General features: G+C 37.3%; 18 protein-coding genes. 6 read left to right on the top strand and 12 right to left on the bottom strand.

The genetic code is table 11. From position 1 onward, the window contains the following. The first annotated feature begins 173 nt into the window (after positions 1 to 173). The 3 genes from ACP3T3_RS19770 (at position 174) to ACP3T3_RS19760 (ending at position 4,431) form a co-directional block, all read left to right on the top strand. Complete coding sequence (locus ACP3T3_RS19770) at positions 174 to 3,041, top strand: M16 family metallopeptidase (RefSeq protein ID WP_426477443.1); 2,868 nt, start codon at positions 174 to 176, stop codon at positions 3,039 to 3,041. Positions 3,042 to 3,130: 89 nt separating this feature from the next. Next, entirely contained in the window at positions 3,131 to 3,565 is a 435-nt protein-coding gene (locus tag ACP3T3_RS19765; RefSeq protein WP_426476642.1) for a transposase, read from the top strand. A gap of 14 nt (positions 3,566 to 3,579) precedes the next feature. Further along, positions 3,580 to 4,431 (top strand): IS3 family transposase, encoded by an 852-nt coding sequence (locus ACP3T3_RS19760; protein WP_426477442.1) that lies wholly within the window; start codon positions 3,580 to 3,582, stop codon positions 4,429 to 4,431. A 125-nt stretch (positions 4,432 to 4,556) separates the two neighbouring features. Here ACP3T3_RS19760 and ACP3T3_RS19755 read toward each other — a convergent pair whose 3' ends face one another. The 3 genes from ACP3T3_RS19755 to ACP3T3_RS19745 all read right to left on the bottom strand — a co-directional run bounded on the left by ACP3T3_RS19755 (position 4,557) and on the right by ACP3T3_RS19745 (position 8,839). After that, positions 4,557 to 5,633, bottom strand: coding sequence for a GNAT family N-acetyltransferase (locus tag ACP3T3_RS19755; RefSeq protein WP_426477441.1), 1,077 nt, complete (start codon positions 5,631 to 5,633; stop codon positions 4,557 to 4,559). After that, a complete protein-coding gene (locus tag ACP3T3_RS19750) occupies positions 5,630 to 6,628 on the bottom strand; it encodes a polysaccharide deacetylase family protein (protein ID WP_426477440.1) in 999 nt (332 codons plus the stop codon). Before ACP3T3_RS19750 ends, ACP3T3_RS19755 begins: the two co-directional genes overlap by 4 nt. A gap of 72 nt (positions 6,629 to 6,700) precedes the next feature. Further along, complete coding sequence (locus ACP3T3_RS19745; protein ID WP_426477439.1) at positions 6,701 to 8,839, bottom strand: S46 family peptidase; 2,139 nt, start codon at positions 8,837 to 8,839, stop codon at positions 6,701 to 6,703. A gap of 320 nt (positions 8,840 to 9,159) precedes the next feature. Here ACP3T3_RS19745 and ACP3T3_RS19740 point away from each other — a divergent pair, with 320 nt between their 5' ends. Then, the gene (locus ACP3T3_RS19740; protein ID WP_426477438.1) at positions 9,160 to 9,645 is read left to right on the top strand and encodes a copper resistance protein NlpE; all 486 of its coding nucleotides are present in this window, start codon (positions 9,160 to 9,162) and stop codon (positions 9,643 to 9,645) included. Positions 9,646 to 9,685: 40 nt separating this feature from the next. Here ACP3T3_RS19740 and ACP3T3_RS19735 read toward each other — a convergent pair whose 3' ends face one another. Further along, entirely contained in the window at positions 9,686 to 10,333 is a 648-nt protein-coding gene (locus ACP3T3_RS19735) for an MgtC/SapB family protein (RefSeq protein WP_426477437.1), read from the bottom strand. Between the two features lie 147 nt (positions 10,334 to 10,480). Here ACP3T3_RS19735 and ACP3T3_RS19730 point away from each other — a divergent pair, with 147 nt between their 5' ends. Together ACP3T3_RS19730 and ACP3T3_RS19725 are read left to right on the top strand one after the other, a co-directional pair. Then, positions 10,481 to 11,038, top strand: a complete 558-nt coding sequence (locus tag ACP3T3_RS19730; protein WP_426479992.1) for a YdeI/OmpD-associated family protein — start codon at positions 10,481 to 10,483, stop codon at positions 11,036 to 11,038. A 10-nt stretch (positions 11,039 to 11,048) separates the two neighbouring features. After that, a complete protein-coding gene (locus ACP3T3_RS19725; protein WP_426477436.1) occupies positions 11,049 to 11,447 on the top strand; it encodes an immunity 22 family protein in 399 nt (132 codons plus the stop codon). A 77-nt stretch (positions 11,448 to 11,524) separates the two neighbouring features. On the opposite strand, the gene polA is transcribed toward ACP3T3_RS19725, so the two are convergent. The 8 genes from polA to tssD (ACP3T3_RS19685) all read right to left on the bottom strand — a co-directional run bounded on the left by polA (position 11,525) and on the right by tssD (ACP3T3_RS19685) (position 22,002). Further along, a complete protein-coding gene (polA, locus tag ACP3T3_RS19720) occupies positions 11,525 to 14,359 on the bottom strand; it encodes a DNA polymerase I (protein ID WP_426477435.1) in 2,835 nt (944 codons plus the stop codon). A gap of 228 nt (positions 14,360 to 14,587) precedes the next feature. Further along, positions 14,588 to 15,001 (bottom strand): type VI secretion system tube protein TssD, encoded by a 414-nt coding sequence (tssD, locus tag ACP3T3_RS19715; protein WP_053328223.1) that lies wholly within the window; start codon positions 14,999 to 15,001, stop codon positions 14,588 to 14,590. Between the two features lie 436 nt (positions 15,002 to 15,437). Beyond that, entirely contained in the window at positions 15,438 to 15,851 is a 414-nt protein-coding gene (gene tssD / locus ACP3T3_RS19710) for a type VI secretion system tube protein TssD (protein ID WP_426477434.1), read from the bottom strand. A 280-nt stretch (positions 15,852 to 16,131) separates the two neighbouring features. Beyond that, on the bottom strand, positions 16,132 to 17,049 hold the full coding sequence (locus tag ACP3T3_RS19705) for an ankyrin repeat domain-containing protein (RefSeq protein ID WP_426477433.1): 918 nt from the start codon (positions 17,047 to 17,049) through the stop codon (positions 16,132 to 16,134). Between the two features lies 1 nt (position 17,050). Then, a complete protein-coding gene (locus ACP3T3_RS19700; RefSeq protein ID WP_426477432.1) occupies positions 17,051 to 18,301 on the bottom strand; it encodes a PAAR-like protein in 1,251 nt (416 codons plus the stop codon). A 17-nt stretch (positions 18,302 to 18,318) separates the two neighbouring features. Further along, positions 18,319 to 19,176 carry a hypothetical protein gene (locus ACP3T3_RS19695; RefSeq protein ID WP_426477431.1) on the bottom strand — a complete coding sequence of 286 codons (858 nt, stop codon included), beginning with the start codon at positions 19,174 to 19,176 and terminating at the stop codon, positions 18,319 to 18,321. 32 nt (positions 19,177 to 19,208) lie between these two features. Next, on the bottom strand, positions 19,209 to 21,395 hold the full coding sequence (locus tag ACP3T3_RS19690; RefSeq protein WP_426477430.1) for a type VI secretion system Vgr family protein: 2,187 nt from the start codon (positions 21,393 to 21,395) through the stop codon (positions 19,209 to 19,211). A gap of 193 nt (positions 21,396 to 21,588) precedes the next feature. Next, positions 21,589 to 22,002 carry a type VI secretion system tube protein TssD gene (tssD, locus tag ACP3T3_RS19685; RefSeq protein ID WP_053328223.1) on the bottom strand — a complete coding sequence of 138 codons (414 nt, stop codon included), beginning with the start codon at positions 22,000 to 22,002 and terminating at the stop codon, positions 21,589 to 21,591. Positions 22,003 to 22,341: the final 339 nt, after the last annotated feature.

The following is a 22,341-nucleotide window of genomic DNA, read 5'->3' as shown; positions in this document are numbered from 1 at the left end:
TAAATAAGCCGGAGTGATCTATCTTAATGTACTTCTAACATTGGTTTTCTTTTTATAATTCAAGTTTTCAACTGTAATAATAGATGTAATAATGATAAAAAACAGTCAACAGTTTTTTTGATTCCTTACATTTGTAGTGCATTCCGGTTTCTAAGGAATGAAATGAGTTTTATATGACAGACAGAAAATATAAGGAAACGGTTCATACAGATAAAAACCACTACGAATATATTACGGTAACACACGACGAAAATAACGTCAGAATTTATACTTTAAAAAATGGATTAAAGGTTTTTCTTGCTCAGAATTTTGACGCTCCAAGGATACAGACTTTTATTCCCGTAAGAACAGGAAGCAATAATGATCCGGCTGATAATACCGGACTGGCGCATTATCTTGAGCATATGATGTTTAAAGGAACATCCAAAATCGGGACTCAGAACTGGGAAAAAGAGAAAAAGCTTCTTGACCAGATCTCCGAATTATATGAAGACCATAAGGCCGAACAGGATCCTGAAAAGAAAAAGGAGATCTATAAAAAGATAGATAAAATTTCCCAGGAAGCCAGTCAATATGCCATTGCCAATGAATATGACAAAGCGATCTCTTCTTTGGGAGCGAGTGGTACGAATGCACACACCTGGTTTGATGAAACAGTTTACAAAAACACGATCCCGAATAATGAACTTGAGAAATGGCTGAAAATAGAAAAGGAAAGGTTCTCTGAAATAGTACTTCGTCTTTTCCATACCGAGCTGGAATCAGTATATGAAGAGTTCAACAGAGCGCAGGACAATGACACCAGACTTGTAAATTACGAACTGATGGATGCTCTTTTTCCTACCCACCCTAACGGACAGCAAACGACACTGGGAAAACCGGAACACCTGAAGAATCCTTCAATGAAGGCTATTCATAAGTATTTTGATGAATATTATGTTCCTAATAATTATGCTATGGTATTGGTTGGAGATCTTGATTTTGAAAAGACTATTCAATTAATTGATCAGTATTTTGGTACTTTACCTTATAGAGAGCTTCCTGAGAAGACACCGGTTGTTGAACAGCCTATTACAGAAGTTGTAGTCAGAACGGTAAAAAGCCCTACTACTCCACGTACTCAGCTTGCATGGAGAACAGATAGCTATGGAACAAGAGAAGCAATGCTGGCTGATGTAGTTGCCAATATTCTCAGCAACAGAGGAGAAGCCGGATTATTGGATTTACATATTAACCAGACTCAGAAGATGCTTTGGGCTCAAGCCTTTTCTGTGGGATTAAGACAGTATGGATATTTTTCCATTGTTGCGGTTCCTAAGGAAACACAGACCTTGGAGGAAGCAAAGAATATGGTATTGGATGAAATTGAGCTGATCAAGAAAGGAGATTTTCCGGACTGGATGCTGCCAGCCATCATCAATGATTTCAAGCTCCAGAGGATGAAAGGTCTTGAAACAGCAGAGGGACTTGCCACTACCCTTTATGATTCTTATATCAAAGGAATAACCTGGGAACAGGAACTGAATGAAATGGATGAGTACGCTGCTTTCACGAAAGAGGATGTTGTGAATTTTGCCAATGATTTTTTCAAGGAAAATTATGTGGTTATCAATAAAGAAAAAGGAGTCAATGACAAGTTGATCAGGGTTGAGAACCCGGGGATCACTCCTGTTAAGATTAACCGTGATACGCAATCTGAGTTTTTACAGGGGATTTTAGCCGATAAAACTGCAGCCATTAAACCTGAGTTTATTGATTACCAGAAAGAAATTATCACTGATCAGATTAACGGAAAGAAAATAAGCTTTGTAAAGAACAAGTACAATGATATTGCCCAGCTGCATTTTATTTTTCCTCTGGGAAGTGATCATGACAGAGATTTAGGAATTTCTACCCAGCTTCTGCAGTATCTGGGAACAGATACATTTTCTCCTGAAGATTTAAAAAAAGAATTTTTCAAAATAGGAATCAGCAATGATTTTAAAACGACGAACGATCAGCTGACCATTTCCTTAAGCGGACTGGAAGAAAATATAGAAAAAGGAATTGCTCTTCTGAAGCACTGGATGCAAGATGTAAAACCGGACCAGGAAATCTACAGTCAGTTTGTGGGCACAGTATTGGAAAACCGTCAGGCCATTAAGAAAGATAAAAACCGGATTATCACAGCTTTGAACAACTACACGAAGCTGGGCAGCAACTCACGTTTTACGGATGTTATTTCTAAGGAAGAACTTGAAAGCAGCAATTCTGAGGTATTCACAGACAGAATAAAAAAACTTTTCAAATATCCGTACCAGGTATTTTTCTATGGTAAAAATTTTGAAACCTTTAAAGATTACATCGGTGAGTACATAGAACCTGCAAGTCTTCAGATACCGGAAGCTAAGCAATATCCTGAACCTGCAACGGGAGGAAGTGTCAATTTCATCAATTACGATATGGTTCAGATGGAAATGAGCAAGATTGGGAAAGGAAACGATGTGAATCCAAATCATTTTGGGAAGATCAATGTTTTCAATGAATATTTTGGAAGAGGGCTATCTTCTATTGTTTTCCAGGAAATGCGTGAAAGTAAAAGTCTTGCCTACTCGGCCTATGTTTCTTACGCCGCGAATGCTGAACTTAACCACCCTGACTATGTGACTACCTATATCGGAACACAGCCTGATAAGCTCATGATTGCCGTAGATACCCTGAATGAGCTGATGAATGAGCTTCCGGAAGTGCCTATTCAGTTTGAGAACGCCAAAAATGCAGCGTTGAAACAGATTGCTTCAACAAGAGTTACCCGAAATAATATATTTTTCAATACCTTAAGATTGCAGAAACTGAATATCTATCATGATTTCAGAAAAGATATCTATGAACAGATCCAGAGCCTGAAGTTTGAAGATATCAAACATTTTTATCAGACAGAAGTCAAATCAATACATTTTAATACAGCCATTATCGGTAAAAAAGAGAATCTTGATATGGATGCTGTCAATAAGATGGGAACATTTAAAGAAGTAAGTCTGAAAGACATTTTCGGACATTAAAAACAAACCGCCCGGATAGAATTATCGGGCGGTTTGTTTTTTTATAAGTGTCCCGTCCTGAAATAGCGATACACAAAAAAACAATCGTTATGGAAGAAAACTTAGAAACGCGCTATGTCAAGCGTACCCAGAAAGATTACAGTTTGAATTTGAAACTTCAAATTGTAAGAGAAATAGAAACGGGAAAATCAGGAATTACAGACAGTCGGAAAAAATATGGTATACAAGCACGCTCAACAATTGTTAGTTGGTTGAGAAAATATGGTACCTTTGATTGGGAATACCAAACACCATTTACCATGAAAAAGACTCCTGAACAGCGTATCATGGAATTAGAGGCAGAAGTTAAAGTGCTTGAAAAACAGAAAGCATTTTTAGAGAAACAGGCTTACATTGCTGATAAAAAAGCTATATTTTTTGATATGATGATAAATCTTGCTGAGAAAGAATATGATATTGATATCAGAAAAAACTCATCACCCGAACAATCACCAACTTCCGCAGTGAAGAAAAAGAAACCATAGTTTTTACCTGCGAATTGTTCGGGTTGGATAGACAAGTCTATTACAGAAGTATCCGAGGATATAAACGCTCACAAAGCAAAGCATTAAAAGTAATAACCCTCGTAGAAGATATCCGCATAAAAATGCCAAAATTAGGAGGTCGAAAGCTATATTTTATTTTGAGGGAACCTTTAAGATCTCTGAAAATAGGAAGGGATAAGTTCTTTGATATTTTGAGAGCTAATCATTTATTGATCACATCAAAGAGAAGCTATCATATCACAACCAATTCTCATCATAGATTCAGAAAACATAAAAATCTGATTTTGGAGTACTGTATCAACAAACCCAACCAGGTGTGGGTAGCAGATATTACCTATATTGGAAACAGGAAAAAACCGAGTTACTTAAGTCTGATAACTGATGCTTATTCTAAGAAAATTGTAGGTCACTATGTTGCAGATAATCTCAATACGGAAAGTAGCCTGATGGCATTGAAAAAGGCATTAAAGAACAATAAAACTGATAAAGAATCATTGATTCATCACTCTGACAGGGGATTGCAATATTGCTCAAATGAGTATCAGAAAATATTGATAAAGCATAAGATAAAATGCAGTATGACACAGAACTCTGATCCTTATGAAAATGCTATTGCAGAGAGAGTAAATGGTATTTTAAAACAGGAATTCGATATTGATAAATATGATATTGAGACTTCAATGAGAAGAAAAATTGTGGAGCAATCCATTAGCATCTATAATGAGTTCAGACCACATTTTTCAAATCATTATTTAACACCAAATCAAATGCATGAACAGTCCAAATTAAAAATGAAAACTTATAAAACAAAAAACCAAAGCAAAAGTAAATTTACTCTGGTTTAATTATTTATTTTTATCCTTTAATTTGTATCATTATTTCAGGACTAGTCAAAGTGATAAATGATAATTGATAATTGATCACGTGTAGCTCATCATTCATCATTCATCATTCATCATTTATAATTCTATTACGTCATCATACAATCTCCGTCCCCATCCTGATAGTCTGGGTTAAAATTATCAGGAAGTAATTCTAACAGGTTTTTATGAAACAGATACTCTCTATTGAAATCACGTTCGTAAATATGGGAAAATACCTTTGACTGTTGTATTGTCTTATTCAATCTGGTTTGATAAGAAGTAAAACCTTTTATTTTATGGGTGATTATGAAGTAATTTAAAACCCGGACCACCTCATCTGAGCCATCATTCGAAAAAAGATAAGGGATTTTAAGATATCCATCGCGGAGCTGCAGCAGGAAGCAGGCCTTAAGCTTATTATTCTGATCAAAAATTTTAATCCAAAAGAATTTAAAGCTATTGGCAAAGCTTGAAAAAAGATATTTTTCATCTTTTTTACCTTCCAACACCCAGGGATTGTCTATAAAAGTATTAATTTCTTCTGCATTCCTTCTGTTGGAAAATCCATTGACAAAACCCACGCTTTCTTTATCAATCCGATCCAGCACTTCATAGTTGAAATCCGGTTTCTGTATTGCTACATTCTTTATGGAGATCAATCCATTGGCAGCAGCATCCAGCATCTGAAAAAGAGGTTTCAAAGGTTGTGTTACCGGCTTTTTTTCAGGAATCATTTTCGCGGCATCGGTTCTGAAGTAATATCTTTTCCCTTTTTTAGGAAAGACATACTCAAAAACACCCATAATATTGTAAAGGGCTTCTGCTTCTTTGGTAAATTCTGTAATGGCGATTCTTCCTTCGTACGCTTCAAAAGCTTTTTTCAGTAATGTCTTCGCGGGCCTTTTTTTTCTATACTCAGGATTTACATACAGGGTACTGAGCCACGCATAACGGATTTCTTCACCATTCATAACAAAATTATCCGGGAAACATCCTACATAGCCGACCAGTTTTTCTTCATATAAAGCCAGAATAAGAAGTATGTCTTCCTCTGATGCTTTTGGATTCTGAATATGAGACAGCGCACGGTGCCTGGTAACAGGGAGGAAATCATATTGCTGAAAAGCTCCGGATGATATAAAATCTTCCAGCTCTTTCCTGTTGTATGTTTTCAGCGCTATCATTTTCTCTCAATGGTATTTTTATTAATCAGCTTTTTCAGTCTGAAATAAGCCATTTCCTTTTTCAATATCTGTTCTCCGCTCTCTCCCATTTCCATGGGAATTCTTTGAAAGTTTCTTTTCACACTATCCAGCTTTACACCAGCACATCCAAAGCTGCAGTAGATTTCTTTATTTTTATAGAGTTCATCAAAAAAATCTTTCCTCACTTCAAAATCAGTGAACGGAAATGCAAAACTTTCATACAGAAACCCATTTTCTTTTAAATAAGCAAATGTCTTATCTGTTGTTTCCATCTGTTCTTTCAAAGATAAATCTCCATATTTCGGGTGGTCCCAGCTGTGCGAAGAAATTCCGAAACCTTTTCGGGTAAGCTCTTTTAGCTGTTCTGTACTTAAGTAGGGGTTGAATTCTTTTGAATACGCTTTAAAATCTACCTCAAGTTTTTCTGCAAGCCGGTCCAGAATGTCTTTCTCCTGATAATTTATGGATAAAATTTTCTTTTGTAAAAAGCGTCTGTCAACATTCTTAAGTGATAAGACGAAATAAATTTCCGGATCTATTGTTTTGTTTTTCTCAACGGCATCTGCAAGCAGGCTTGCTTTACACCTGAACATCATTTCTTTATTATCTATGAAAGCAGGGTTAACAAAATTACAGGCATAAATTCCTTTCCGTTCCAAAATGGGAGCCACCACCTCATAAAATTCTCTGAAACCATCATCAAAAGTTAACAAAGCAATCTTTTTCTTAGGTTTACAATTCCCAGAAGTAAATTCTTTAAACTCCTGCCAGTTTACAAACTGAAAATTCCTGGCCATATGATCGAGATCGTCTTCAAACTGTTGAGTCGTCTTATAATGGATCACATGCTTTAAATGAGGAAGTTCTTTGTCGGAAACACTATGATAAAGAGGCAGACAGTAATCCAGCGGGAAAGACTTCCCGATATTCTCAGATTCAAACGCTGCCAGTACATTGATGATCCTGTCTTTCATCTTATTTAAAATAAAAAAGAATCTATTCAAAACTCAGTTCAAATAGATTCTTAAAGGTATAACTTTTAAAAATTATTTTATAATCTTCATTTCATCAACCAGCCACTTTGAATCAGCGAACTTTTCAATGATGAAAAGGATATATTTTGTGTCTACCATGATGTTTCGGCTGAAGCGGGGATCATAGTTGATATCACTCATTGTTCCCTCCCACTGTCTGTCGAAGTTTAATCCAACAAGGTTTCCGTTGGCATCAAGAGCGGGGCTTCCTGAGTTTCCTCCGGTTGTATGGTTGGTTGCAGTAAATCCTACAGGAACATCACCGGTTTTATCTTTATAGATTCCGAAGTCTTTTTTATTGTAAAGATCGATCAGTTTCTTTGGAACATCAAATTCATAATCTCCGGGAACATATTTTTCCATGACGCCGGCAAGGTGAGTCTGGTATCCGTAAGAAACGGCATCCCTGGGGGTAGAACCTTTTACTTTACCATACGTCACTCGAAGCGTAGAGTTGGCATCCGGGAAGAATTTTCTGTCTTTATCCGTCTGCATCTGCTGCGCCATGAATTTTTTCTGCAAAGCATCAATTTTTGCCTGCATTGAAGTATATTGAGGATCTGCAGTTTTCATATACGTTTCTTTCATAGAAACATACAGCTGGTAAACCGGGTCTTTCTTTAAAGTTCTTATTAATTTATCCTGGTTAGAAAATGCCTTATCAATATCGGTAGTCAGTGCTCCGCCATTTACAGCAGTTCTTCCTGTGATAATTGAATTTTTAGACATATCTTCAATGACAGGAATATTGGCATTCTCATCTTTATATTTGCTGAATCCGGCCGGTAAAAACTGGGGTGCAGTTTTATTAACATATAATGCCAGTAATTTTGCTGTTACTTTCGCATCAAGTTCTGCGCTGTAGTCTTTATAGAAAGAAGTTAATTTTGTTTTTAACTTTGAAAGTTCCTTCTCATCCATTCTTCCTGCTTCTACAGCAGCTACGAAGTCATAATAATCACCTGCAAGCTTCAAAGTTTCTGCATTTTTCACGACTTCTGTGTAATAAGCATTGTTTAATGCATAAGGAGCCTGCTCATTGTACAGTTTATTCAGCTGGTCCAGTGTATTTTTGATCTCAGGGTTTTTAGCCACCAAAGAACCTTCATACATTACTTTCTTTTCTACAGCATTGGATTTTTTCAAACCTTCTACTTCACCGATCCATTTTTTCCAGTAATTCGCTACCGAAGCATATTTCGAAGCATATTTAATACGTGTTTCGTTATCAACACGCATTTTTTCGTCTAATGTTTTCAGAGCCACATCACGTACGGCAATTCTTGCAGGGTCAATATCCTTCATGATCTTCTCTACACCAATTGCAGGAAGGTATTCTGTAGTTCTTCCCGGAAATCCGAATACAAAAGTAAAATCATTCTCATTTTTGTCTTTTATAGAAACCGGCAGATAATGTTTGGGTACGTAAGGTACATTATCTTTGGAGTATTCGGCAGGTTTGTTGTTTTTGTCTGCATAGATTCTGAACATAGAGAAATCCCCGGTGTGCCTAGGCCAAACCCAGTTGTCTGTATCACTTCCGAATTTTCCGATGCTTTGAGGCGGAGCTCCTACAAGGCGGATATCTTTATAGGTTTCGATCGTGTAAGCATAGTATTTGTTTCCATAATACATAGGTTTTACCATGATCGACTGGTAAGATTCAATTTTTTGAGAGTTTTTATAGACCTCGATATTATTGTTGATCTTTTTAGTAAGCTCAGGCTCTGTAAGGTTGTCTGTACCTTCTAAAATCTTATCAGTAACTTCTTTGATGTCGACAATAAAATCTACTTTTACTCCCGGATTAGGAAGCTCTCCATCTGTATTTTTTGCCCAGAACCCGTTTGAAAGAAGGTCGTTCTGAACAGTAGAATGCGCCTGAATCTGACCAAATCCACAGTGGTGGTTGGTTAATAACAGTCCTTTAGGTGAAATAATTTCTGCAGTACATCCGCCGTTAAACTGTACTACCGCATCCTTAATGCTTGGTTTCTGAGGGTTGAAAATATCTTTTGCAGAAATCTTCATTCCCAAATCCTTCATTTCCTTTTCATTCAGCTCTGTAGGAATCCACATTCCTCCATATTGTTGCGCAAATGCCATTGCAGCCGGCAAAAGAAATACAGATAAAAGTATCTTTTTTGTCATAATCATAATTTTGCCCGAATTTACGAAGAAAAATAAGAACAGGCTTTATAAAACGGGTGGAAAAATTGTTCTGAGCTTTTTTTTAAAAAGATTGATTGTGAATGGTCAATTTTGCTTCACAAGTGAAAGGTGAATTTCTATTATCAACTGAACTTCCAGATGGTTATAATTCATTAAAAATTAATACTAAAATAGACAACTGACAAGCGAAGCGGATTGGCTATTCACCATTCTTCGATCTTCTGTTTAATCCTTCTCTGGCTCAGTTTTTGTTTATTAGAAGAAACTTTATTATTAAAAACATCCTTAAATTAATTGTTATGATGAAAAGCAAAATGCTCATGTTGGGAATGGGAGCAGCTCTCTTCCTTGCTTCGTGTTCTAAAAAAGAAACTACTGAAACAACGGCTACCACAGATTCGGCAACAGCCATACAGCCTGCAGCAACTGACAGTATCACAAAAGCGACCCCTACTGCTGCCGGAGACACTTCTGAAAATGCACTGGACTGGGCGGGTACCTATGAAGCAACTGTTCCATGTGCTGACTGTCCGGGAATCAAAACTTCTTTAACATTGAACAATGATAAAACATTCAGCATTACTGAAGAATATCTTGAACGAAATTCAAAGCACCAGGATAAAGGATCTTTTGCATGGGATGCAACAGGAAGCATGATTACTTTAAAAGGGAAAACAGCCCAATATAAATATAAAGTGGGTGAGAATATTCTGATCCAGCTGGATATGGAAGGAAAAGAAATTGACGGTCCTAACAAGGATCTGTATGTATTCAGGAAAAAATAAAATAAAATAAAGGCTCAGGCCTTTATTTTTTTGCTCTTGCCTAAAACTGATAGGCTGTAATTTTCGGGTCATCCACCAGATTCCTGATTACTTCTTCGTGGTGGCTGTTTTTACCTGTAAGCCTCCAGATAACAGTAAAGCTTTCCTGGGAATATTGCTGTTTAAGCATATGGTATCTTAAATGATTTTCTTTAAATATATTTTCACAATATTTAATATCCTGCGAGTCTGTTACAGCAATTTTGTATTCCCTTACTTTATTATAATTATCAATAAAATTCTGAAGATAAGTCAGGGCACTCAAAACGATCAATACCAAGGCTGTTCCCAACAGAGAAATATAGACATATCCTGAACCTACTGCCATCCCAATGGAAGCTGTTGCCCAAATAGTGGTTGCTGTTGTAATTCCTTCAATTTTATTATCGCCCTTGAAAATCACGCCTGCTCCCAAAAATCCGATTCCTGTAATGATGTTGGCTGCCAGCCGGTCCGGATTAGCAACTCCTATTTTTATGGAAAGAATGGTAAAAAGACAGGCTCCGAAACACACCAGAATAAAGGTTCTGAGGCCGGCAGATTTATTACGGTATTCCCGTTCAGCACCAATAAACAATCCTAAAATAACAGAAATAAGGATCAGCAGTAATTCATTTTTAATGACATAATGGTCGTGAAGAAAATCCATTTTTTTAATTTAAACGCAGCATAAAATTACAATAAAAAAATCATCTGTAAGGCTGTCACCGGACTTTGTTCAGGGCAAGAAGATTTTATTGGACTAAAAAACTTTCGTAATATTACAGATTCAATGGAAAAGGCAATTACAAAAAGTATGAAACCTACATTTTTCCCGACAAAAGAAAAATTCAGAAAATGGCTTGAGAAACACCATGAGGATGAGAAAGAACTCTTAACGGGTTTCTATAAAACCGGTAGTGGGAAACCTTCTATGAGCTGGTCTGAATCTGTAGACCAGGCATTGTGCTTTGGATGGATAGACGGCGTAAGAAAATCAATAGATCACGAAAGTTATTCTATTCGTTTCACTCCAAGAAAGCCTTCCAGTATCTGGAGCAATATTAATATAAAAAAAGTGGAAGAGCTCACCAAAGCCGGATTGATGACTCCTGCCGGCCAGAAAGCTTTCGAACTTAGAAAAGAAGACAAATCCGGGATATATTCCCATGAAAAAACGGATGTTTCACTTGATCCGGTTTATGAGAAACTGTTTATGAATCATCAGGCGGCCTGGAATTTTTTTGAACATCAGGCTCCTTCCTATAAAAAGGTGATCATACATTGGATCATGAGTGCCAAACAGGAAAAAACAAGACTTTCACGGCTTGAAAGAGTCATTGAAATAAGTAAACAATCAAAAAGATTAGAATAAAAACAGTATTATGGATAAAGAAATTTCACACTTCTGGTTAGGGTATTTCAAAAATGAAGAAGACTTTTACAGTTTCGTAGAAGAGGATGAAAATTATTATATTGAAGAGGAAAGCGAAGACCAGTATGTGTCTAAGTTTGCAGAATCTCAGAACATCAAATGGTTTGATGATGATTTTATAGAATATGGCTTTGAGGATGAAAGTCTTAGTCTTTATGACAAGTTTGCAGAATATTCCTATGCTGACCAATGGCTTCCGGTTCTGGAAAGAAAACTGAATGAACTAAGCCTGGATACGCCTGTGAATGCCATCATTTTTGCCACAAGATTTGTAATTCCTAATCCTGTTTCTGTAGAAAATGATGATTATTCACTTCACTATGTGGGTGAAATAGAATATGATATTTAATAAGAAAATAAATCCAATAAAAGACTTCCGCCCAAAAGACAGAAGTTTTTTATTTAAGGTATGATTTGCAATATTGATTAATGCGCTTCCAGCCAGTTGTTTCCTACTCCAATCTCTACCAACAACGGAACCTGTGTTTTTAAAGCAGTTTCCATTTCAGTTTTGATCAGTTTGGAAGCAGATTCAATCTCATCAACCGGAGATTCGAACACCAGTTCGTCATGTACCTGAAGCAGCATTTTTGTTTTTAGCTGTTGTTCTTCAAGTTCCCGGTCTATTTTAATCATGGCAAGCTTTACAACATCTGCAGCACTTCCCTGAACCGGTGCATTTACTGCATTTCTTTCAGCATGGCCTCTTACCACAAAATTATTGGAATTGATATCTTTCAGATGGCGTTTTCTTCCTAATATGGTTTCTACATAGCCTAGCTGACGTGCTTTGTTCACCTGTTCAGCCATGTATTCCTTCAGTTTAGGGTAAGTTTCGAAGTATGCTTCAATCATCTGCTTGGCTTCTGTACGGGATAATCCGGTTTGCTCTGCCAAAGCAAAAGCTCCCTGTCCGTAGATGATCCCAAAGTTTACGGTCTTAGCCTGGCTTCTCTGGGTTTTGGAAACTTCTTCCAAAGGAATTTTAAAGAGTTTTGCGGCTGTGGAAGCATGAATATCTTCACCATCCTGGAAGGCTTTGATCATATTATCCTCTCCTGAAATTTCAGCAATTAAACGAAGTTCGATCTGAGAATAATCAGCAGAGATGATCTTTTTTCCTTCTCTTGAAACAAAAGCTCCACGAATCTGCTGTCCCCTCAATGTTCGGATCGGAATATTCTGCAGGTTTGGGTTTACACTTGCCAGACGGCCGGTAGCAGCTGTAGTTTGTGAGAAGTTGGTATGTACCCGTTTATCTTCTTTATCAATCTGTGAAGGCAGAGCATCTACATAGGTTGATTTTAATTTCTGATACGTTCTGTACTCCAGGATATGCTTGATGATCTCATGTTTTGAACTCAATTTTTGAAGAACATCTTCTGAGGTTGCATATTGCCCGGTCTTTGTTTTTTTTGCTTTCGGATCCAGCTGCATTTTTTCAAACAGAATTTCTCCCAGCTGTTTTGGTGAATTCATATTGAATTCTTCTCCTGAAAGTTCAAAAATTGTGGTTTCTAGCTGTTTCAGGTCATTTTCAAGATCTACACTTTCCTGTGCCAGCCATTTTTCATCCAGAGAAATACCGGCCAGCTCCATTTTTGCCAGTACTTCCATCAGAGGCATTTCAATATTGTAGAAAAGCTCTTCCAGGTTTTCTTTTTTCAGCTGTGGTGCAAAAAGTTCATACAGCTGGAAGGTAATATCGGCATCTTCTGCGGCATAATCGGTCTGCGTTCTCAGATCTGCATCTCTGAAGTTACCCTGTTTTTTTCCTTTCTTTCCAATAATGGTTTCAATAGATACCGGTTTATAGTTCAGGTATACTTCTGAAAGATAATCCATCCCGTGTCTTCCGTCCGGATTCAGCAGGTAGTGGGCAATCATGGTATCAAACATGGCACCTTTAACGGTGATGTCATATTGTTTTAAAACTTTATAATCGAATTTCAGATTGTGTGCAATTTTCAACAGGTCTTCTTTTTCAAAAAACGGTCTGAAAATTTCCAGTGTCTGCAGAACTTCTGCTCTGTCTTCAGAAAGTGGAATATAATAGGCAAGTCCTTTTTTATAGGAGAAGCTCATACCTACCAATTCAGCTTCAAGCTCATTCAATGAAGTAGTTTCTGTATCAAAACAAACCACTTTTTGCTGCAGCAGGTTATCAACCAGTTTTTTCTGTGCTTTCGGGTTATTGATAAACTGATACAGGTGGTCGTTGTGTTCGATGGTGGCTTTTGTAGAAGTAGCCTGGTCCAGCTCTTCGAAATTGGCGAAAAGGTCAAGCTGCATTACCTGTCCTTTCACTTCTGTTCCTGCCGGAGTCTGCTTCACTTCCACCTCAGTCACCACTAATGTTTCTGTAGGAGCAGGCGCAAAAGCCCTGTACAGGTTTTCATAAAGTCTTCTGAATTCTATTTCATCAAATACTTCTTTTACTTTTTCAAAATCCGGAGTTTCCAGGTCATATTGTTCCTGATGGAATTCCACAGGGGCATCACAGATAATGGTTGCCAGTTTTTTTGACAAAATACCACGTTCGGCAGAAGCTTCTACTTTTTCTTTCAGTTTTCCTTTTAACTGATCGGTATTGGCCAGTAAATTTTCAATGCTTCCGAATTCTTTAAGGAATTTCATTGCTGTTTTTTCTCCTACGCCTTCCAGTCCCGGAATATTATCTACGGCATCTCCCATCATGGCAAGGAAATCAATCACCTGCTTAGGGTCTTCAATCTCGTATTTTGCCTTTACTTCTTCTACTCCAAGAATTTCAATGTCACCGCCTTTCAGACCAGGTTTATAAATTTTAATTTTATCAGTAACCAGCTGTGCAAAGTCTTTATCCGGTGTTACCATAAAAGTGGTATATCCTTCTTTTTCGGCTTTGCATGCAATGGTACCTATCACATCATCTGCTTCATATCCTTCTACACCTAGAATCGGAATATGCATGGCTTCCAGAATTCTGTGGATGTATGGAACGGCAATCTTGATCGCTTCAGGAGTTTCGCTTCTGTTGGCTTTATAATCTGAGAAATCATCGGTTCTTACACTAGCCTGTCCCACGTCAAAAACCACTGCCAGGTGGGTAGGTTTCTCTCTTCTGATCAATTCGATCAAAGAATTCGTAAAACCAAAAATGGCAGAAGTATCCAGTCCTTTGCTGGTAAGTCTCGGATTCCTGATTAATGCGTAATATCCTCTGAAAATCATCGCATAGGCATCGATGAGAAACAGCCTTTTATCTTGTGTTGCGTCCATATTATCTATAATGAACAAATATAAGAAAATAGGAGTAAAAGTGGAGAGTCCGGGAAAGGGTTTCGGGATATCGTGTTGTGAGGTGCGGGTAAAAGGTTCGGGGTGCGGGATATGGAAATGACTTTTTAGCAGTAGCAGTTCCCCATTTTTTGTTGCTTCCTGCTAATTCTTCAAAAAACAGAACAGCATACAATGGCATACTGTTCATTTTTTATTTAAGTGATTGAATTATTTACCTGCTGAAGGCCATAGTCCGGCGTACTGAGAAGTACCGTAATCAATTGTCTCAGCACTTACTACAAAGCTGATCAGCATGCTGTTGCTGTCTATTGCGTCGAAGTCTACTTCGTGCTGGATAACATATCCGTTTTCCCATTTCAAAGTAATCAGTGTACCTTCTTCGTGAGATTTGTTGAAAGTAATTTCTCCTACAGTCGGCTTGTATTTACCGTTTAACAAGCTTTCAAGGATGTCTGATTTTTCAGTAGCTTCTACTGTTACTTTGATCAATGCATTGGAAGGATCTGATGCTACACGTCCTGAAACGTCTGTAGATCTCGAAACGCTGTAATTCATTTTTAACAGCTTCTGTCCTTCTCCGTTGTTGAATTTTAAGATTCCTCTTGAATTTCTTTCGGCCATGATTGTAAATTTTAATCGTTAGTAATAAATTGTTATTCAATAATTATATAACAAAGATAAAGCCCTTGTTTTTGATAAAAAAGCATTTGAATGGAAATCTGAAAAAGTGTAGTAGTTCTACGATTTGATGTCGTAATTCTACGATACCAGATTTAAAACTGAACTCAAAGCTCTAGAAATAAATATTTTAAGAATAATTCAAGATGATTAAAAAGTCACCATATATAACACTATACGGGGAAATAAAAATCATAAAAACTCTGTTTCCTGATAAAGAAACAGTCACTATTTATTCAATCATTTATACAGCGTGAGCTATAAAAAAAGAATAACTGAGGAGTTTATTTCCGGTTTGGATATAAAAAAACAGAACAGTATACTCAGATGAGTGTACTGTTCTGTACCAATTTTATTTTTACTAAGATGATGAATAGGCTTATTTACCTACTGAAGGCCATAGCCCGGCGTATTGAGAAGTACCGTAGTCAATTGTCTCAGCACTTACTACGAAGCTGATCAGCATGCTGTTGCTGTCTATTGCGTCGAAGTCTACTTCGTGCTGGATAACATATCCGTTTTCCCATTTCAAAGTAATCAGTGTACCTTCTTCATGAGATTTGTTGAAAGTAATTTCTCCTACAGTCGGCTTGTATTTACCGTTTAACAAGCTTTCAAGGATGTCTGATTTTTCAGTAGCTTCTACTGTTACTTTGATCAATGCATTGGAAGGATCTGAGGCTACACGTCCTGAAACGTCTGTAGATCTCGAAACGCTGTAATTCATTTTTAACAGCTTCTGTCCTTCTCCGTTGTTGAATTTTAAGATTCCTCTTGAATTTCTTTCGGCCATGATTGTAAATTTTAATCGTTAATATTTTGTGATTCGGTGATTGTGTTAGCAAATATAGAAGCTCTTTTCCGCTAAAAAAAGCTTTTGAATGGAAATCTGAAAATTTGTAGTAATTCTACGATTTATTGTCGTAATTCTACGACAATGGATTTAACAACACTCTAAAAACGAGCCCAGTAAAGGGTTTCGATTCATTGAAGGACAAGAATCAAAACAATAATTTTCCACATACGTGAGAAATAACATCCGGAATAGCCATACTATAAACCCTTTTAGTATGTCATTTTCCTTTCACTCTGTTTAAATCTTCCTGATAAAGGTTTTCTCCGTAATTTTTTTTGAAATTCACTGACAGCTTATCTTTAGAACTTAACGATTCATACTGTTTTATTCTAAGTTTTGCTTCTTCTAATGTGTCCTTCTTATAGGGGAACGCTACATTATATTTCTCAACCAGCTGTTTTTTAATTCCGAATAATTTTTCATAATAAGGAGAATCAGGCAGATTACGTTCATTTTTCTGCTTTTCCTTATACTGAATATAATCTGCGATTGGGCAAAGATCCGTTCCTTTTATTTTAGGCAGTCCTCCTTTAGCCAGAAAGTATTCAGCCATATCCAGATCGTCCCTGGCGGCACTTTCCATAATGTTGCTTCCATTATAAGAAACATTATTGATATCAGCTCCATTCTGAAGTAAGTAATCAATCATTTTCTTTTCGGTACTTTCATCACCTCCAAGGGTCATTGCATCAGATAACGGGGAATTTCCTAAAGCCGGGTTAGGATTAGCCTTATATTTGAAAAGCAATTGCAGCATTTCATAATTATTAAGTGCTACGGCATGATTCAAAGGAGACTCAAGACCTTCATGAGGCACTATGATATTGGGATCAGCCCCCAGTTCTAAAAGCTTTTCCATTGCTTTCAAATCTTCAATAAGGGAAGCATACATCAGCAAGGTATATCCTGTATTTTCCTGTAATTTATTGATATCAATATTTTTTTCCTTAATAAGCTCTTCCATGCCTTTAAGATCTCCATCAAACATTTTTTGAGCAGCTGATAAATCATCGCCCGTAAACATTCTTGAAGGAGGATATTGATTTCTATTTTCGTTTTTACGCGATCTGAGATTAAAATCTGAACAGGAAAAAAGTGTCATGATGGAAAGTATTATTAAAATAATTGGTTTCATATTATATATTATTAGCTACAACATCAGTATTTATAGTGGCCAGCATCGCCTGAAACGCATCATTATATGCGCTATGTCCGCTTCCAATGGTTTTGATCCCAAGCCCTTCATTATCATCAATGTACCCGAAGATTTCATTCTGTTCTCCCAAAGCCCGCGGAACACCTCCCGTAAGACCTCCAAAAATTGCAATTTTGTTAAGCCCAGGAATTCTGGATAAAGCCAAAGTAGAGAGCAAACCTTCCCTGTTATTTTGCAGCCCGTTAAGAATATCATTACTTGTACTGTAATTGACAATCCCTGAAGTTGATTTTACGGCTCCTTTTTTATCGAGATAATCAAGTGTATTACCATGTACTCCTCTTGCGTTGAAGGTATATCCCGGAAGCCCGGTATAATAGGAAGCCATGGCACTGTTTCCTCCGCCTAATGAGTGTCCGGTAAATTTCACTTTTCCTCCGGTAGCATTATCCATTTTTTCAGCAAGCATTCTCGTTTTTTCTATCTGAGGAGTTGCAAAACCAAGAGCCTGTCCCCCATCTTCAATGAGCCAGTCGTGGTAAAACTGCATTCCTTTAGGTTCTGATCCCCTGAATGCCACAAAATAATCTCCTGTTTCTTTATTATAATATAAAGAGGAAAAGAAACCGTTGTCTTTATTGGTGTTGAAATCTTTGCTGGTTAACACCCCTGGCCCGAACAGCTTATCCAGCTCAGCCTGATCATCTGTATTAATTCGTGCATACCCCTCAATATTGGTACTTTTTCCGTTATTATCCTCGTAAGAATCCTGGGCCATTCTACTGGCAATAGAGGCTTCCTGCAGCTGGGCAACGGGTAAATGAAATGTAATTTTACCTCCTATGAAACAGTGTAAACTGGAATTTTGCAACAGAGGTTTTTTATTTTCAATTTTTACTTTAGGATGGGTATTTTGCCAGTGGCTTCCTTTGCACAAAAATGAGCAGATATTGAGGCAGTCATCTATGAGGGCACTTCCTGCCCAGGCTGCTGCCGCTAAAACAAAAAGCCCACCGGAGAAAGCTGCCGCTACTGCTACACCTGCTAAAGCCCCTGCCATCATCATTTCAGGACAAATAAAATTATCTTTAAACCGATCTTCTTCGGTAGCCATCAGCTTAGCACCCTTTTTTAACTTTACTGAAGACTGGGAACTGACTCCAATTCCTATAAGTCTTCGGCCTTTACTACAAGTAAGCGGAGTATCCTGTGCGATATATAATTGACTCATAGTGATCGTATTAATTATTATTTTTTATGTAACCTTATATGGTATCTGCAAACATAGATCATCTTTTCATTCAGTTCTTCTTTCACATGGAATATGACTTCTGATAGTACAGAATCTTCATTATAAATATATTCTCCCTCAATGGCGTACTTATATTCCAGAGCATTTCCAAGCGTTTTCTGATATTTATCTTTATAAATACTTTCAAACCGGGGCTGATTCCCTTTACTTTTGCCATCCAGTTTAACAGTGAAACCTCCTTCTTTATTTTTTAAAATTCTGTATGAGGAAGTATACTCAAGTTCTTCTCCCAGAAAAAGGGTTGACAATGTTGTTCTTACAGGAATTTCATCTGTAAAACTTCCTCCGCTGAATACAGGTAAAGGATAAAACATGATCTGATATAAAAAATTTTGCCTGATATTACGATCTATATTGTTAAATTCTTTATCATAGATCTGAATAAATACCTTATAACTTTCTTTTACCAGCTCAAAAAAATGCAGATCCTTTTTTATCTCTTCCCACCTGCTTACAATTTCATTTTTATTGGTTACTTCATGAATACTTTTATCGGTATTTAAAGATAATTCAACAACCTCCGTCGCTTTATTTATTTTTTCAAGAATTTCATAAAACGGCTGCATCTGTCCGTCTGCCTGAATATATCGCTGGGTAGAAGACTGTATGCTAATATGGTTATATTCTCCCGGCATTACTACCCAGTCTTCTTCTATTTCCGTCTGGTTAGCTTTTCCAGTTCCTAAAGTAAGATAGGATTTGATATTGATATTATATTCTCCTTTTTTATACCAGGCATATTTAAATCCTGACAGCTGGTCATTTTTTTCAACTTTATTCGGTTCCAAAGTCATGTTTCAATACGTTTTAGAATACATTCGCGATATCAGTTGATATCAACATTACTTCCGGTAATAAATATGTCTCCTGCAGCATTCATTGAAGTCACTGCTTTACTGTGAATACTCAGGTTATCCTGTGTTACCAATAATGCGTTTTTCAATGAATTCAAATCCAGCATTCCTTCTTTTGCGGATATAGTAATCCCTTCTTTAGTAATTGTGATACTGTTTTCACCAACTCTCAATTCAATTTTTGTTTTTCCTTCCAGAGAAATATTTCCGCCTGCGTCCATTGTCAGGACTGAATTGGCAGCCTCACCTTCTTTTCCTCCAACATTAATAGAGCTTGTACTGCCGGCATTTACTGTATTATTATTTCCTACGTTAACCGTTTTATTGTTATTGGCATTAGTCTGGGCATTTCCTGCCCCATCAAACTTCATATTGGCTCCGCCCTGATCCGTTAGAAATACAGAGCCTTCACCATCATTTAATTCTAATTTATTTCCACTTCTGCTGCTTAGGCTTTTTATATTGTTACCGGCTCCGCCGCCGCCACCGATTCCACCATGGAACATGCCTCCCATCACAAACGGACGATCCGGGTGCTGATGTACAAAATTGACAATAACCTGGTCTCCCACTTCCGGAACAGCCATAAATCCTCTGTTCTTATTTACTTTATCACTACTTCCGGCATCCGGGGTCATTACGCGGACAAATTCGGTAGTATCGGGTCCGCTTTGCCAATCGAACTGCACCCGTACTCTTCCCTGATTTAAAGGATCTGTATTTGAAATTACTTTTCCAAACTGGGCTTCTGCTTTTGGCGTCTGAAATTCGGGACGTGGAATAAATCCTGTATCTGCTGCAATCGCTTCAAATTTACCGTCATAATAGCCTCGGGCATCTACTTCGTGAGTCACTTCAATAATCATCAGCTTTGTAAAATACGCGGTTTCACTACTCTCTGATTTACGCATTTCGATATCTGCGGTACATCCCGGGTATAAGAAAGGAACTGTTGTAGTTCCCGAGGTAACGAAAACTTCTGAAGCTTTGCTTCCTGCGGTTCCCTTCTGGGAGGCATCAATATCCATAAAGGAAGAAGCTTTAATAGGGGCAATTCTCAAAGAAGGAGTGGTAAAAGTTTTCTCTGATATTTCGTAAGCACGTCTTGCAATATCTGATGTATGGTTAATTTTCGAACTGCCAGCTGTCAGCTTTTCATTTTTACTGCTGTTATACCCATAAAAAGTAGGACTTACATGCTGGGCCTTCATTTTGATGGCAATATCACTTACGCTGCTTCCATAAGTAAGCCTGACAGGTTTCTCCTGAGGCGGCAGTTTTCCAAAGTGCAGAACTTCTCCATCATAATAAAACTGCTCTCCATAGGCCTCGGCCATTCTGGCGAGATAATTATAATGGGTTTCTTCATATTGTGAGCTGTACGATACATTTCCATGCTGGGCATCTACTCTGAAATCAAATTTATGCTGCCCCAGCCCCTCTTTAATTACCTGATCAGCAATACTGTTCAGACTTACAGGCTGGCTCCCTCCAAAGCTCTGAATATGAGGTGCAGCATCCAAAAGTACAGTTGGGCTGTAGCCTTTGATCATAATATTTCCAAGACTTCCTTTTTCCTGACTGAATCCTACTTCTGTAACAACTCCTACAAAATTACGTTCGGCTCCTTTCTCAATATCTTTATATTTGAAAACAACTGTGATTCTTTTCCCTAAAAATTTCTGAGCTTCTTCCAGATTGTAGTTTTCCGGTTTACCCAAAGTATCATGTGCCAGCATCAGGCTGAACTCATGGTGCCTGGTAGCACTCTGCACCAGCTTAAAATGCTTGAAATGATTAATGATCTCTCCTTCTATGATTACATCGAGCTTGATAACCCGATTTATTCCTGCTATATAACTCTGAGAGATAGCTTCTGCATTATGTATTTTTGAAGTAGGCTGCTTGGCCCATACTTTTGTCTCAACAACGGAAGGATCATTGGAAACCAGCGTTTGATTCAGAAATTTGCCTGTTTCTTGCACCGGGTTTAAATGCTGTGCGGCTTCTGCTGTTTTTTTTATTTTATTCCCTGCTTTATTTACCTTTTCCTCCGTTTTCGTAACCTCATTTTCCTGTGCAGTTTTTTTGATCGTCTCTGTATCCTGGCTGATAGGTTGCTGAGAATTCTTTACTCTGATTTTATCATCTTGAAACATAGTGTTACGTGTTTTTAAGTTAATAAATGTTGAATTGATGCTGTAGGTATTATTACAGGCTTTGTAAATTCCAGATATTGGTTTCTTTTAGTGATTATTTATCTGAAACTTATTGTAAAGCAGAAAACAGAACAGCAACTTTTACAAGGGCTGTTCTGTACCAATTTTATTTTTACTAAGATGATGAATAGGCTTATTTACCTGCTGAAGGCCATAGCCCGGCGTATTGAGAAGTACCGTAGTCAATTGTCTCAGCACTTACGACGAAGCTGATCAGCATGCTGTTGCTGTCTATTGCGTCGAAGTCTACTTCGTGCTGGATAACATATCCGTTTTCCCATTTCAAAGTAATCAGTGTACCTTCTTCGTGAGATTTGTTGAAAGTAATTTCTCCTACAGTCGGCTTGTATTTACCGTTTAACAAGCTTTCAAGGATGTCTGATTTTTCAGTAGCTTCTACTGTTACTTTGATCAATGCATTGGAAGGATCTGAGGCTACACGTCCTGAAACGTCTGTAGATCTCGAAACGCTGTAATTCATTTTTAACAGCTTCTGTCCTTCTCCGTTGTTGAATTTTAAGATTCCTCTTGAATTTCTTTCGGCCATGATTGTAAATTTTAATCGTTAATATTTTGTGATTCGGTGATTGTGTTAACAAATATAGAAGCTCTTTTTCGCTAAAAAAAGCTTTTGAATGGAAATTTGAAAATTTGTAGTAATTCTACGATTTATTGTCGTAATTCTACGATAATGGATTTAAAAAACCCATTCAAAACGAGACCAGTAAAGGATTTCACTCACCGAAAAACAAAAACTAAGGCAATAATTTTCCACATGAGTGAGAAATATTAAGATTCTTTTAATGAAAATTAGTATGGTTTTAACAGTTCGTCTTAATAAAAAAAGCAACCGGCCAAAACTGATTGCTTTATATTTACTTTATTA

It is taken from the genome of Chryseobacterium sp. CBSDS_008 (genome assembly GCF_049959325.1).
Taxonomy (GTDB): domain Bacteria; phylum Bacteroidota; class Bacteroidia; order Flavobacteriales; family Weeksellaceae; genus Chryseobacterium.
The sequence above is the reverse complement of the archived record's forward strand: the minus strand, read 5'-3'. Positions and strand labels throughout refer to the sequence as shown.

Bases quoted from the DNA above. Each gene is read 5' to 3' on its own strand.
- ACP3T3_RS19770 (WP_426477443.1), top strand. From the start codon at position 174: ATGACAGACAGAAAATATAAGGAAACGGTTCATACAGATAAAAACCAC.
- ACP3T3_RS19765 (WP_426476642.1), top strand. From the start codon at position 3,131: ATGGAAGAAAACTTAGAAACGCGCTATGTCAAGCGTACCCAGAAAGAT.
- ACP3T3_RS19755 (WP_426477441.1), bottom strand. From the start codon at position 5,633: ATGATAGCGCTGAAAACATACAACAGGAAAGAGCTGGAAGATTTTATA.
- ACP3T3_RS19750 (WP_426477440.1), bottom strand. From the start codon at position 6,628: ATGAAAGACAGGATCATCAATGTACTGGCAGCGTTTGAATCTGAGAAT.
- ACP3T3_RS19745 (WP_426477439.1), bottom strand. From the start codon at position 8,839: ATGACAAAAAAGATACTTTTATCTGTATTTCTTTTGCCGGCTGCAATG.
- ACP3T3_RS19740 (WP_426477438.1), top strand. From the start codon at position 9,160: ATGATGAAAAGCAAAATGCTCATGTTGGGAATGGGAGCAGCTCTCTTC.
- ACP3T3_RS19735 (WP_426477437.1), bottom strand. From the start codon at position 10,333: ATGGATTTTCTTCACGACCATTATGTCATTAAAAATGAATTACTGCTG.
- ACP3T3_RS19730 (WP_426479992.1), top strand. From the start codon at position 10,481: ATGAAACCTACATTTTTCCCGACAAAAGAAAAATTCAGAAAATGGCTT.
- ACP3T3_RS19725 (WP_426477436.1), top strand. From the start codon at position 11,049: ATGGATAAAGAAATTTCACACTTCTGGTTAGGGTATTTCAAAAATGAA.
- polA (WP_426477435.1), bottom strand. From the start codon at position 14,359: ATGGACGCAACACAAGATAAAAGGCTGTTTCTCATCGATGCCTATGCG.
- tssD (WP_053328223.1), bottom strand. From the start codon at position 15,001: ATGGCCGAAAGAAATTCAAGAGGAATCTTAAAATTCAACAACGGAGAA.
- tssD (WP_426477434.1), bottom strand. From the start codon at position 15,851: ATGGCCGAAAGAAATTCAAGAGGAATCTTAAAATTCAACAACGGAGAA.
- ACP3T3_RS19705 (WP_426477433.1), bottom strand. From the start codon at position 17,049: ATGAAACCAATTATTTTAATAATACTTTCCATCATGACACTTTTTTCC.
- ACP3T3_RS19700 (WP_426477432.1), bottom strand. From the start codon at position 18,301: ATGAGTCAATTATATATCGCACAGGATACTCCGCTTACTTGTAGTAAA.
- ACP3T3_RS19695 (WP_426477431.1), bottom strand. From the start codon at position 19,176: ATGACTTTGGAACCGAATAAAGTTGAAAAAAATGACCAGCTGTCAGGA.
- ACP3T3_RS19690 (WP_426477430.1), bottom strand. From the start codon at position 21,395: ATGTTTCAAGATGATAAAATCAGAGTAAAGAATTCTCAGCAACCTATC.
- tssD (WP_053328223.1), bottom strand. From the start codon at position 22,002: ATGGCCGAAAGAAATTCAAGAGGAATCTTAAAATTCAACAACGGAGAA.